Raw genomic sequence first — 13,159 nt, forward strand, 5'->3', positions numbered from 1 at the left:
GGGCACACCTATCTTGATATCACCTCTACGCAGCGCCTCTTCGGTGGGGCAACCGACACCGCCTGGCGGGCGCAAAAGGAGATTAAGAGCCGCCTGCAGCTGGACGTGTCGGTGGGCCTTGCCTGCAACAAGATGGTGAGCAAATTGGCAGCGGCGGTCAGCAAACCGGCGGGGCTTCGACGCGTGCCTCAGGGCGAAGAGGTTCCGTTCATCGCCCCGTTCCACGTGGGTCTGTTGCCAGCGGTCACCAAGCCGATCCAGGAGCAGCTGCTGGACTTGAACATTCACGTTGTCCGCCAGCTGCAACAACTGTCCTTGCCCCAGTTGACAGTGGCGTTCGGCCAGCAGGCCCTGGTGTTGTATCAGAACGCACGCGGTATTGATCCGCGTCCTGTGCAACCACCCGAGCAGGCGCCGCAGGTTTCTGCCACGCGTGTGCTGCCTGAGGACACCAATGACCTCCAGCTCCTGCGGGCGGTGCTCTACACGCTGTTGGAACACCTAGCGCCCACCTTGCGCCGCCACCGCTTCCTTGCTCAGACGCTCCAGCTGGAGATTTCTTACTCCGACTATCGCACCGCATCCGGACGTTCGCGCCTCCCGGCGCCTTCGAATTTCGAACTTGAGCTTTATCCCCCGGCTGAAGCCTTATTGGACAAGACCCTCACCCGGCGCACCCGGGTGCGCTCCCTATCGGTAGCGTTGCTGGATCTCACTACGCGGCCGCGGCAGCTGCCACTTTTTACCGAGAGCGGCACAAACAAAGCCGCCGCCCTGACGCAGGCGATCGATCGCATTCGCAGTCGCTTTGGTGAGGACGCTATCCGCTTTGCCCGTACCCTGAGGTGCACGTGATGTTCGTGCATTTACACACCCATTCGTACTACTCGTTTCTGGCGGGCGTGGACAGCATCGAGGCGCTGTGTGCTGCTGCCGCGCGCCAGGGGATGCCCGCGCTGGCGTTGACCGACACTAACGGCCTCTACGGCCTCATCTGGTTTGTGCGCGAGGCGCAAGACCATGGCGTGCGGCCCATCGTAGGTGCGGAGGTCACCACCGGCCAGCACCAGGCTGTGCTCTTGGTCAAAGACGCACAGGGCTACCGCCGGCTCTGCCATATCCTCTCGGCGCGCCATCTGCAGGAGGACTTTTCCCTGTCCGGCCAGCTCATTGCCGACCGGGAGGGTCTTGTCGTTCTCAGCCACTCGCTTCCCCTCCTGGAGCAGGTGGCACGTCACTCTGGCACGGCCGACCTCTATGTGGAGCTGGCCCCAGGCCAGGCGATCGCGCCTCTTGTGTCCTTTGCCAAACAGCACGGCATTCCTCTTGTGGCCACCAATGATGTGCACTTTGTGGAGCCTGAGGGCTATGGTATCCATCGCCTGCTGCGGGCCATCGCTCTCAACACCTCCCTGTCCCGTCTCTCCCCTGTCCTCTGCGCCCATCCCCAGGCCTGGTTCAAGAGTCGTGCCCAGATGGCGGCTCTCTTCCCTAATCTTCCAGAGGCAATTGCCAACACCCGGCGCATTGCCGAGCAGTGTACCTTTGTGCCGCACGCCTCCGGGTGTATCTTTCCCAATCCCCATGGGGAGGCTGCCTTTCAGCGGCTGCGTCAGCTGAGCTATGAGGGGGCGGCATGGCGCTACGGGACCATCACCGAGCCTGTGCGTGCCCGTTTAGAGCATGAGCTGGCCATCATCCAGCAGAAGGGCTTTGCGGACTATTTTCTGGTTGTGCACGACATCGTGCGACAGTCGCCGCGCACCTGCGGCCGAGGCTCAGGAGCCGCCAGCCTGGTCGCCTACTGCTTGGGCATCACCCACGTCGATCCCCTGCGGCACAACCTCTTCTTCGAGCGCTTTCTGAATGTCGGACGCAAAGATCCGCCGGACATCGATGTGGATTTCGCCTGGGACGAACGCGACGAGGTTTTGGACTATGTGTTCCGCACCTACGGTGAGGCGCGCGCCGCCATGGTGGCCAACCACGTCTGCTTCAAGGCCAGGGCCGCCCTGCACGAAATTGCCAAGGTCTACGGCTTGCCGGAGGAGGAGATCACCAGGGTAACCAAAAAGTTTTCCCGCCTCTGGTTTGCCGGGGATTTTGTCGAGCTCATGGGGGCACATCCCCTGTTTCGGGGCCAAGAGCTACCACCCCCCTGGCCGGAGATCATCGCTTTGGCCAGGCGACTCCATGGTGTGCCGAAGCAGCTCTCGGTGCACTGCGGCGGAGTGGTGATCGTGCCTGACTGCATCGATAACTATGTGCCACGCCAGCGGGCTGCCAAAGGGGTCACCATCATCCAGTGGGAAAAAGACCAGACCGAGGAGGCCGGCTTAGTGAAGATCGACCTCCTGGGCAATCGCTCCCTGGCTGTGATTCGCGACGCGCTCCAGGCCATCCGCCAGAATTATGGCGTGGCGATTCGCTACCAGGACTGGAATCCTATCGACGACCCCAAGACGCAGGAGCTCATCAAGAATGGCGACACCGTAGGGGTCTTTTACGTGGAGTCGCCCGCCATGCGCCAGTTGCAGAAGAAGGCGCAGACCGGGGATTTCGAGCACCTGGTCATCCACTCCAGCATCATTCGCCCAGCTGCCAACGTCTTCATCCAGGCCTACTTGGCAAGGCTCAAAGGAGCGCCGTACAAGCCCCTGCATCCGCTCTTGGCCGACATCCTCAAGGAGACCTACGGGATCATGGTCTATCAGGAGGATGTGGCCAAAACGGCCATGGCCCTTGCCGATTTTGACCCAGCAGAGGCAGACGAGCTGCGCAAGATTTTGTCCAAAAAGCATCGCCACAAGCGGCTGGCCGACCTGAAGGCCAAGTTCTACCGTGGGGCGCTGGCAAAGGGTGTGGAGCGCCGCACCATCGACGCAGTGTGGCAGATGATCATGAGTTTTGAGGGCTATTCGTTTTGCAAACCGCATAGCGCCAGTTACGCACTGGTGTCGTTCAAGTCGGCCTACCTGCGGGCCCACTATCCGGCAGAGTTCATGGCCGCCGTCATCTCCAATCAGGGCGGCTACTACTCCACCTTCGCCTACGTTTCCGAGGCGCGGCGGATGGGGCTTAAGGTACTGCTGCCGGACATCAACAGCAGTGAGCGCGCCTACACGGGCAAAGGGCGAGAGCTCCGCGTAGGTCTGATGCAGATCAAAGGGCTGGCCGAGGAGAGCATTGCGGCGATTTTGGCCGCCCGCGCCCGGGGGCCATTCCGTTCGTTGGACGATTTTCTCCAGCGGGTGCACATCGACCTAGCCCAGGTGCGCCTCCTCATCAAAGCCGGTGCGTTCGACAGCGTCGAACCTCATGCGTCGCGCCCTGAGCTCATGTGGCGGCTGCAGTACTGGGCGCACGCAAAACGGCGCTGTGCCGCCCAGGTGATGTGGCTGTTCGATGAAGACACGCCTGCGATTCCGCACATCCCAGACTATGACGAGCGCACCGTGCTCCGCCACGAAATGGAGACGCTGGGGTTTCTCATCAGTCGTCACCCGCTGACGCTCTACCAGGAGCGCCTCCAGCGACTGGACTATGTGCTGGCAAAGGACCTCCCTCGCTACGCAGGGCGCACTGTCACCACCATCGGCTGGTGGGTCACCGGCAAAGTGGTCTCCACCAAGCGCGACGAACCGATGGAGTTCATGAGCTTTGAGGATACCACCGCCCTTTACGAAACGGTCTTTTTCCCGCAGGCCTACGCAAAGTTTGCCCGCATCATCAGTGATACCCGCCCCTACGTGCTCCGTGGGCGTGTGCAGGAGGAATACGGAGCAGTGACCCTCAATGTATTCGACGTTCGCTTTCTCTGAAAAGACATGGCAAAGTTTGACCACCAGAAACGACACGGAGAAACGTGAGGGCGTAGCCCCTTTTGCCCGAGATTGGAGTGCAAGCGAACAGAGGTCAACGCTCCAATGGGGGAGGAAAGCACCCGTTCTTATGGGTTTGGACGACATGGCGGCACCCATCTTCTGCATCCAGGTTCCCCCACGCTGCGTTTCATTTCGCACCAAAATTCTGGTTGACAAATTGCCCGGAATTTTGCATTTTGTCACCAGGGACGAGCGGTATGCCGAAGTCCACGTGCCCGTCTACTCGGTGGCCCTGGACCGAGGAGTGACACGCCATTGACCAAACGGGGCCCCATGGGAGAGCATGGACGTTTTCGAAAAACTACGGTGGATTGATTCCTTAAGCCTGCCCACAGTTCGCCCTGAGAGGCAGACCTCAGGTCATGACATAGAGCAGTACCTGGGCGGCGAACTCTATCGAACACCCGTAGGCACCTGCTTCCTCACCACCATGCGTGTGCCGCTGCCATGTGCATCCGTGCTCAGCGCTTCCTGTGGACTACTTCACCTGGTGGGCAAAGACGAAAGCTTGCGTTCACTTGACTTGCGGCGGGTCGCCTTTCTGGATTGCGAGACCACGGGCCTCGCTGGGGGCTCTGGGACCTACTGCTTTCTGGTCGGCATCGGCGCCCTTGACCAAGGCGAGGCGGTGGTGAAGCAGTTCTTCATGCGGAACCTGCACGAGGAACCCGCCCTGCTCCATGCGGTACACCAGGAGCTTAAGGGGTACGAGGGCATTGTGACGTACAACGGCAAGGCTTATGACTACCCCCTGTTGCTGACCCGCTTTGCCCTCCGGCGCATGCCTGCGCCGGAGCGCCTGCCGCATCTGGACCTGTTGCACGCGGCGCGGCGGGTGTGGCGCGATCGTTTGCAAACCCTAACGCTGAACGCGGTGGAAACCGAGCTCCTGGGTGTAACACGCGAGCGCGACGTGCCGGGCGAGCTCATCCCCGGCATCTACTTCTCCTACCTGCGCACGCGCGACGCCGCGCAGATGCCATTGGTGTTCGAACACAATCGCCAGGACATCACCTCGCTCATGCAGCTGGCGGCAATGCTGCTCTCCTTGCACGCCGACCCCGCTACCTTTGCTGGACATGCCGGTGACCTTGTGGCGCTAGGCCGCGTCTACGAAGACCTTCGCCTCTTTGAGCGCAGCGCGGCCCTTTACGAAATGGCACACGCCAAGGGCCTGGATGCCCGCACCACAGAGCCTGCCCTCGTGCGCCTCAGCCTCTGCTACAAACGTCTGGGCCAATGGGACAAGGCATTGCCCCTTTGGGAGCAGATGGCAGCCAAGGGCAAGGGAGGCATTTTCCCCTTCGTGGAGCTGGCCAAATACTATGAACATCGGGCCCGGCAATACCACCGGGCCATCGAACTTGTCGACCGCGCGTTGCACACGCTTGAAGTGCAAGAGCTGGGCGGTGAAACATGGCAGGCCGGGGAGCTCCGCGCCGAGCTATTGCATCGCCGCCGGCGCTTGCTTTCCAAGCTGGGAGGCATCTTCCACAGCCCAAATGACTTGCTCAAGGACCCGCTCCCATGACCGTCGGTCAGATCCTGGACACTCTCCGACAGACCCCCGAGTTCCGCGACAACGTGACCCATTGGCAAGTGCTCCCTGCCAGGCCTGCGCAGTATGTGGATTTCCCTTCCCATCTTCACCCGCGCCTGATTGCCGCGGTAAAACAGATGGGTATCAGCCAGCTTTACAGTCATCAAGGGGCAGCCTTGCAGGCGCTGGCAGCCGGACGCCACGTGGCGGTGGTCACCCCCACCGCCTCAGGGAAGACCCTCTGCTACAACCTGCCTGTGCTTAACACCGTCCTCAGCCAACCTGAGGCACGGGCTCTGTACCTTTTCCCCACGAAAGCCCTATCGCAAGACCAGGTGGCGGAGCTCCACGACCTGGTCACCATTCTGGGGGCGGAGATCAAGACCTACACCTTTGACGGGGACACGCCAGCCTCAGCGCGGCAGGCTATTCGCACCTCAGGGCACATCGTCGTAACCAACCCGGACATGCTTCACCAGGGCATCCTGCCTCACCACACCAAGTGGCTGCGCCTGTTCGAGAATCTGCGCTACGTCGTGATTGACGAGATTCACAACTATCGGGGCGTGTTCGGCAGCCATTTGGCCAACGTCATCCGGCGGCTCAAACGGGTGTGCCGCTTCTACGGATCAAATCCGCAGTTTGTCTGCTGCTCGGCCACCGTGGCCAACCCCAAGGAGCTTGCAGAACGGCTTGTCGAAGAGCAGGTGGAGCTTGTAGACAACAACGGTGCCCCGCGTGGCGAAAAGCACTTCATCCTGTACAATCCGCCAGTGGTAAACCGTGAGCTGGGCATCCGCCGTTCATCTGTACGGGAGGCGCAGAGGATCGCCCGCTACTTCTTGGCAGGGGACGTGCAGACTATTCTTTTTGCGCGGAGCCGTCTGCGGGTGGAGATTCTGCTCAGCTACCTCAAGGAGACGATGCGGCAGTTGCACAAGCCAGAGGGGCGAGTGCGGGGGTACCGTGGCGGCTATCTTCCCAGCGAGCGGCGGGAAATCGAACGGGGCCTGCGGAGTGGCGAGATTCTCGGGGTGGTAAGTACCAATGCGCTGGAATTGGGCATCGACATCGGCCAGCTGGACGCCTGCATCATGGTCGGCTACCCCGGCACCATCGCCAGCACATGGCAGCAGGCTGGGCGTGCCGGGCGCCGACGCGATGCCTCGGTGGCCATTCTGGTGGCCTCAAGTGCCCCCCTGGATCAGTACATCGTCAACCATCCCGAGTACTTTTTCGGACAACCGCCGGAGGCGGGTATTATCGACCCCAACAACCTGCTGGTGCTCATGAGCCACGTCAAATGCGCAGCTTTCGAGCTTCCATTCGAGGAACACGAGCAGTTTGGCGTGGAGACCACGGGCAAGATCCTCGAATACTTGGAGCAGAACCAGGTGCTGCACCGCAGCGAAGGAAAGTACCACTGGGCCAGCGACATTTATCCCGCCGAAGAGGTGAGCCTGCGCAGCGCTTCCACCGGCAACTTTGTCATCATTGACACCACCGTGAAGGGCAGGGAACGGGTCATTGGCGAGGTGGACCAGTTCAGTGCGCCGATGCTGGTGCATGAAGGGGCCATTTACATGCACGAGAGTAGGCAATACCACGTGGATACGCTGGACTGGGAGCGCCGCAAGGCCTATGTGCATGAAGTGGCCGTGGACCATTACACCGATGCTGAGGAAAAGACGCACATCAAGGTGCTGGAGGTCGAGGCCCAGGAAGCAGTGCCAGGCGGACACAAGGCGCTGGGTGAAGTGAGTGTCACAACCATTCCCACCATTTACAAGAAGATCAAGTTCGGCACGCACGAAAACGTTGGGTGGGGCAAGATCAGTCTGCCGGAGCTCGAGATGCACACCACCGCCTACTGGTGGGAAATTGCACCAGAGGAGTTGGCAGCGCTGGGGTTTGACCAGGCTACCCTGGCCGACGCACTCAAGGCAGTGGCAAACGTGCTTGCCAATGTGGCGCCGGTCTTCGCCTTGTGTGACCCGCGCGACCTCCATGCAGTACCCATGGTGCGCTCGCCCTTCTCCGAGCTGCCCACCGTGTACCTTTATGAGAGCCACCCGGGTGGCGTGGGCCTGAGTCGACGACTCTTTCACCTGCACGTCGACCTCTTGGCGGCTGCGCGCGACCTCATTGCTCGCTGCCCGTGTTCAGCAGGCTGTCCTTCGTGCGTTGGACCGCCGTTGGAGGTTGGCAAGGCTGGAAAGAACGAGGCGTTGCGCCTGTTAGAGAAGGGGATCGCAAAGTAAGGCCGGCATCGAAGGGAGGTGCTATGCCCTTCAGCGAAAGCGACTACAAGAGTTACGTCCACTGGGGCACCAGCACGTGGACCTATGAGGGGTGGAAGGGGATTGTCTACCACAAGAACTATGCGCCTGAGCGCTTCAAGAAGGAGTGCTTGGCCGAATATGCGCGCGACGGGCGGTTCAGCACGGTGGGAATGGACCTGTTTTTCTACAGCCCGCCCTCCCCAGGTCAATTGGCAGCCTACGCGCGCCAGCTTCCCCCCGGTTTCAAGACCTGCTCAAAGGTCTGGGAGGAGATCACCGTCAAGCGCTACCCCAATCACCCACGCTATGGGGACAACAAGGGAAAAGAAAACCCCAACTTTCTCAGCGTCGAAAAGTTCGTCACCAAGGTGCTGGAGCCATACCGCAAGGTCTTTGCCGAGTTCACCGGACCGTTCATTTTTGAGTTCGGCTACCTTTCGCGAGAGGACATGCCGTCGGTCCATGCTTTTGCCGAACGCCTGGACGGCTTTTTCGCGCAGGTCCCGAAGGATTTTCGCTACAGCGTCGAGATTCGCAATCGCAATTTTCTTGCGCCGGCGTACTTTGCGGTGCTGCGCAAGCACAATGTGGCGCACGTGTTTAACCATTGGAGCTTCATGCCGCCCATCAGCGAGCAGCTCCGCTATGACGCCGTCACCGCTGACTTTATCGTCTGCCGGGTCCTGACCCCCTTGGGTGTGCGCTACGAAGAGGCGGTCAAGCGGTTCCAGCCCTATGACAAGATAGTGGAGCGTCAGCCGCGCATGCGCCAGGACGTGCTGCGCCTGGCAGCGATGGCCATGGAGCGCAAGATACCGGCCTACATTCTCATCAACAACCGCGCCGAGGGCTCGGCACCGCTCACTATCACCGAATTGGACCAACTTCTGCGGCAGAATCTGCTGACCTGAGCGCTACGAGCCAGTGGAGAGAGGGACCCCTTGCAGCCTCCACATGCATGGCATTCCCATGCAACTGCCGGGAGGACGCTGCTCCGCCAGGTTTAACCGCGCCATGAAAGGGGAAGACGAGCAATCGGGGAAGTGGCGTCTTACTGACTACCGCAGGAAAAACACCACACCCACATGCACGCTGATGTCCTGACCGTCCGACTCCGTGGTCGTGGTGTTGCCGCGCATCGAGACCATGTTGGTCACGCTGTGATACCGAACCTCTACATCCACCCACGGTCCGAGGCCGATGTCCACCATGGCTCCGCCACCGGCATTCCATTCCCACCTGGTCTTCGTCTTGCTCTGTGAATAGACAAACCCCCAGGCGTCCGTGACGGCCACGATGTCCTGGAACAGGTACAGGCCGCCCAATGCGGCGGCGTAAAGGCGGAACCGACCCACATCCACTGCCAGTTGCGGCCCGAGCGTGAGGCGGAAGGCCTCCTCACGCGAGGAACCTGCATAGTAATAAAAGTCTCCCACCAGGCGCGAGCTGTAGGAGAGGTAATCGAGGTCGCCACGAAAGGAGAACGCCGGGACCCCGCGCAGCGTGTAAAAGGCCTTAACGCCAATGCCTTCGCCCCCCTTGAGCTCGTCCGCCATAGAACCGGTAGGCACTGAGACGACCACATGAGGTCCCACCGCGAACTGCGCGGCGGCCCCAGTTGTCATAACCAGGCACCCGACCAGAATAGCAAATCCAAGCTTTTGCATTCAACCTCCCTTAAAGACTCGTTCGCGTTCTGAAGCTTCCGAGGAACCTCTGAACCTCCCGGGTATGCGCGTTTTCCAGAAGGCAAGGGGCCAGCAGACAGTGCGTCGCCCTCACCCAATCTGAAAAGAGCGCGAGGAGAAAGTCGGCCCCTTCCAACCCAGACAGCGGCCACCTCCATCGCTTTTGGTGTCTTATGGGGAATATGCTTTGGCGACCTGCTACGATCTTCAAGTCCTCTAAGCCCTTGTTCCCTGTACCGTCTCAGCCACTTTGGCAGCGTATTCCAGGTAGTATCATAGTGGCGAGACGCCTGGAAAATTTCTCTCTCTGTGGCAAGCTTTACCATCCTCAATCGGAGGTCAAACATGTTCCGCACGCCCCTCATCACGTCGTAGTAAGTTACCTTTTTCTCCATTTCTTGGAGGGATTATACTACAAAATTCTGAAAATCTCAACACTATTTGATCTCAACTCCTCAACTAATTTCTCTCCCATAAACCTTGACCCCCTAATGCCCTGTACACCCATGTAGCTTCCCTGTCACAAACTTCCATCACTGTTGTCTGGTGACGGCAGATCGGTACCTTTCTTGCTAATTTAGCAGAAGAGCTGGGCCGCGGCCCACGCGCACTCGCGCAAACAAAACGCCCCGCTCCTGTCACCGGGCTTTTCTGGAGGCCGGCGACAAAAGCGGGGCAGAAAAGCCCAGCCGAAGGAGAGCTATTGCACCACCAGGACCTTGGCACTGAGTGCCTGAGCCCCGTACACCATGCGCACAAGGTAGACCCCCGAGCTCACAGCCCGGCCATCTAATTCGGCCTGGTACTCACCCGCCGCATGGCGACCTTCGGCAAGACGCAACACCTCCCGCCCGCCGAGATCATAGAGCCCCACCTTCACCTGAGTCTCCTCAGGCGCCACATAGCGCACCGTAGTCACAGGATTGCAGGGATTGGGATAGACCCATAGCCCGGCACAGCCAGAAAATCCCGCCTCCCCTGTCGGCCCACCCGTCACGCGCTTGCCCAAGTAGCCGTTGACGCGCACCTCATTGGAGGGGTCCGACTCAGGCGAACTGCCCGCATTGGCCGTGGCGCGGTACCAAAAGTCGGGACCCCCGGGGGCAATTTCCATCTCCTCGTCCGTCCACTCCGTCACGGTGAGGCCAGAAGCCACCTCCTTCCACGCCTCTGTCCCGCGTCTGCGCCAAACCTTGTACCGGAAATTGACACCCTCGGGTGCCTCCGGCGCAGACCATGTGAAGTGAGGGTGAGCTCCGGTCTGCTGGGCATTGGTGCACGTGAAGTTTCGCGGCGGAGTGGGTTGAAGACCGGTCGGATTATCGTAGTGTCGAGCCATGTGGTTTCTCGCCCACCCACGTAGAACTTGTTTTCGGCACAATCATACTCTACAACCACATCCCCCTTGCAGTCAATCCCGTAGCATTCGACGGTGAGGGTAGCCTGTGCCCGCCCGGCGTCCCTTCCCTTCTCCTCCTCCTCAGTGGCAGTGATCACATACAATCCGCGGCCGACAACATGGTCGCGGCCTGGGTAGTTATCGGTGTCCCACCCATGGTCATCCTTCTGGTAGCTGCCCGGCATCCTAATGTCTTCCGGGTCGGTCCAACGACTGTCCGAGGTCAAGCGCGTGGGCTGGCCCGTCCTGGTCCCTTCCCAAAAGTAAGCGCTGGTCCCATCCATGCTGAACGTGACCCATCCCGTCCCGTTCCTCGTGTGCATAACGATCTCCCACGGGTGCAGACTATGGGGAGTCTGGGCCCGCCCCAGGCCTACCGCCAAGGCGGCCACCACTATTACTGCGCAGAGCTCCCGCGCATTTATTTGCCACCTCCTTGGTTATTGGTTATTCAATGGCCAGGACCACACTCTCGGAATAGGGGTAGTTCGAGTACGTCCCGACATACAGAGTCCCATCGGCCCCTATTGCAGGGCAGGAAACGCGCGTCGTGCTCCTGGCCTCAATCCCGTAGGGCACATGCCACAGCAACTCCCCGGCGCTATTGAACGCGTTCACCCCCGCTGCCGAGCATGAGTATATGACCCCCTCGCAGTCGCAGACAAATCCCGACAGGTCGGCTTCGAAGGGCTTCTTCCACCGCAGAGCTCCCTCACAGTCCACCGAGAGCACACTGCTCCCACCCAAGCCAGAGGATAAGTAATAGAACCCGCTCCAGTCTATGAGGAACACATCGCTAAGGTACTCCGGGTAATGCCACCGGAGCTCGCCCGTGGGTGTGAGGCAATACAGGCCTGAGGTATCGGCTGGAGAGAGCGGGTGGGTGGCGAAGGAGACCTGCCCTGAGCAGTCAACCCCGCAGAAGTCGCTCCGCTGGGTGCCTCGCAGCCGGTAAGACCACTTGTCTGTGCCGTCCACCCCCACGGCCCGGAGCGCGACAGAGGACCCCCCCGCGCGTTTCTCAAACACGTAGAGGGTACCACCATCCGGCGCTATGGCCACCGGCTGAAAGGCAAAGTATCCTCCCGGCTCATTGGGGCTCACCTTCCACAGCAGCTGGCCTGTCTTGGTAAATGCGCTCAGGTCGCCACCCATGGCGCAGTACAGCGTGCCGTCCACCCCTATGTTGAGGAGCGTGGAAAGCTCGCAAGGGAGATCGAACTGGCCTTCCAGGCTCCCATCTTGACCGACAGTCAATAGCACGCGGCGGTCCGGAGGCCCAGCGTGCCCCACCAATACAATGGTGCCGTCTGCGGTCACTAATGGCTGCACTTCATTGTCCAAGTCCAGCAGAAGTTTCCACTTAACCTCCCCAGTAGGAGTTAGCGCGTAAAGCCCGCTGCGGTTGCCTGGTCCGCCATTGCAAAAGGGAAAGAAGATAGCTCCGTCCTCTCCTATCACTATGGCCGAATACACGGTGCCCCCGGGCTTGAAAGCCCACTTTATCCTACCCTTCCGTGGCCCGACATACGGGCTCCTGCCCGACAACTGCGGATCATGCCGAAACATCGGCCACGGGCTCTTGGCAAGGCTCGGCCAGGGGATCTCAAGCTGCACGGGCCCGCGAGGGGCTGCCACCGGCCCCAAAGGAGTCTTGTCCCTGGCACACCACACAAGCATGCCTGACGAGAGCACAATCGGCAACAAAAGAACCCTCCTCACAAGGCCTCCCTCCGGAAACTAGTCCTTGTGCCACGCAGCAACAGGAAGGCTGCCCGGATTCGTGTTTAATATAAAAAAAAACAAGCCCAGATCAAGCTCTTTCTTGGCCGGAGGCCGTAGATGACCGTAGATCGTTACCACCCCTTAGGAAGTGTCAAAAATCGATATCAAGAGACACGCGGGTAAGTCAAATACTTGAGGAGAAACGTTGCTGCCAGTCTCCCGAAGTCCCCCCGGCGTCTTGCGCCCCTGCATCCGTTCTTTGTCCCAAAATTGAGAGCGCACACGCATCAGCCTCCTATGAATTCATCCACATGCTTGTGATCTTTGCAGGCTTCCTGGTATTGCGATGTTTGAGCATTTTCGTTGGCTCAACGTGTTGAGGCGTTTTTCGAAAGTGCAGAGATAGTAAGCTCAACTTCTCAACCAATTTCTACGCCTCAAATCTAACCGTCTATCCTAGCTGTACACCGTGTACCCTCCCTCTCCCGTCTTCGGTACCAGTTCTATACCAAGACACTGAGAAGGGTGCTTCGCTCGGCGGCAGCCTGGAGCATCGGAATTCACAGCAATCCCCAGAATTCGCTTGCATTCCTCGCAATAATTTCCTAAATACACCCTTGCGGGGCAGGAACCATGGGCAA

At 59.9% G+C, this 13,159-nt stretch carries 9 protein-coding genes; 5 read left to right on the forward strand and 4 right to left on the reverse strand.

Annotation, left to right across the window (positions count from 1 at the left end; translation table 11 throughout):
* From ONB25_14260 to ONB25_14280, 5 genes are all read left to right on the forward strand, one after another.
* A partial coding sequence (locus ONB25_14260) for a hypothetical protein (protein MDZ7394048.1) occupies window positions 1-855 on the forward strand: 855 nt, incomplete at its 5' end.
* Window positions 855-3,821: a DNA polymerase III subunit alpha gene (locus ONB25_14265; GenBank protein ID MDZ7394049.1), complete on the forward strand. Its 2,967-nt coding sequence runs from the start codon at window positions 855-857 to the stop codon at window positions 3,819-3,821. The genes ONB25_14260 and ONB25_14265, both read left to right, overlap by 1 nt.
* Before the next feature lie 346 nt (window positions 3,822-4,167).
* On the forward strand, window positions 4,168-5,415 hold the full coding sequence (locus tag ONB25_14270; GenBank protein ID MDZ7394050.1) for a ribonuclease H-like domain-containing protein: 1,248 nt from the start codon (window positions 4,168-4,170) through the stop codon (window positions 5,413-5,415).
* A complete protein-coding gene (locus ONB25_14275; GenBank protein MDZ7394051.1) occupies window positions 5,412-7,685 on the forward strand; it encodes a DEAD/DEAH box helicase in 2,274 nt (757 codons plus the stop codon). Before ONB25_14270 ends, ONB25_14275 begins: the two co-directional genes overlap by 4 nt.
* A gap of 23 nt (window positions 7,686-7,708) precedes the next feature.
* Window positions 7,709-8,617, forward strand: coding sequence for a DUF72 domain-containing protein (locus ONB25_14280; protein ID MDZ7394052.1), 909 nt, complete (start codon window positions 7,709-7,711; stop codon window positions 8,615-8,617).
* 147 nt (window positions 8,618-8,764) lie between these two features.
* On the opposite strand, the gene ONB25_14285 is transcribed toward ONB25_14280, so the two are convergent.
* The 4 genes from ONB25_14285 to ONB25_14300 form a co-directional block, all read right to left on the reverse strand.
* On the reverse strand, window positions 8,765-9,373 hold the full coding sequence (locus ONB25_14285; GenBank protein ID MDZ7394053.1) for an outer membrane beta-barrel protein: 609 nt from the start codon (window positions 9,371-9,373) through the stop codon (window positions 8,765-8,767).
* Window positions 9,374-10,094: 721 nt separating this feature from the next.
* The gene (locus ONB25_14290) at window positions 10,095-10,532 is read right to left on the reverse strand and encodes a T9SS type A sorting domain-containing protein (GenBank protein MDZ7394054.1); all 438 of its coding nucleotides are present in this window, start codon (window positions 10,530-10,532) and stop codon (window positions 10,095-10,097) included.
* Window positions 10,529-11,116 (reverse strand): hypothetical protein, encoded by a 588-nt coding sequence (locus ONB25_14295; protein MDZ7394055.1) that lies wholly within the window; start codon window positions 11,114-11,116, stop codon window positions 10,529-10,531. The genes ONB25_14290 and ONB25_14295 overlap by 4 nt, the downstream gene beginning before the upstream one ends.
* Before the next feature lie 124 nt (window positions 11,117-11,240).
* Entirely contained in the window at window positions 11,241-12,515 is a 1,275-nt protein-coding gene (locus tag ONB25_14300; protein MDZ7394056.1) for a PQQ-binding-like beta-propeller repeat protein, read from the reverse strand.
* Window positions 12,516-13,159: the final 644 nt, after the last annotated feature.

This window comes from candidate division KSB1 bacterium, assembly GCA_034506335.1.
Lineage (GTDB): Bacteria > Zhuqueibacterota > Zhuqueibacteria > JANLFK01 > Oleimicrobiaceae > Oleimicrobium.

Bases quoted from the DNA above. Each gene is read 5' to 3' on its own strand.
- ONB25_14265 (MDZ7394049.1), top strand. From the start codon at position 855: ATGTTCGTGCATTTACACACCCATTCGTACTACTCGTTTCTGGCGGGC.
- ONB25_14270 (MDZ7394050.1), top strand. From the start codon at position 4,168: ATGGACGTTTTCGAAAAACTACGGTGGATTGATTCCTTAAGCCTGCCC.
- ONB25_14275 (MDZ7394051.1), top strand. From the start codon at position 5,412: ATGACCGTCGGTCAGATCCTGGACACTCTCCGACAGACCCCCGAGTTC.
- ONB25_14280 (MDZ7394052.1), top strand. From the start codon at position 7,709: ATGCCCTTCAGCGAAAGCGACTACAAGAGTTACGTCCACTGGGGCACC.
- ONB25_14285 (MDZ7394053.1), bottom strand. From the start codon at position 9,373: ATGCAAAAGCTTGGATTTGCTATTCTGGTCGGGTGCCTGGTTATGACA.
- ONB25_14295 (MDZ7394055.1), bottom strand. From the start codon at position 11,116: ATGCACACGAGGAACGGGACGGGATGGGTCACGTTCAGCATGGATGGG.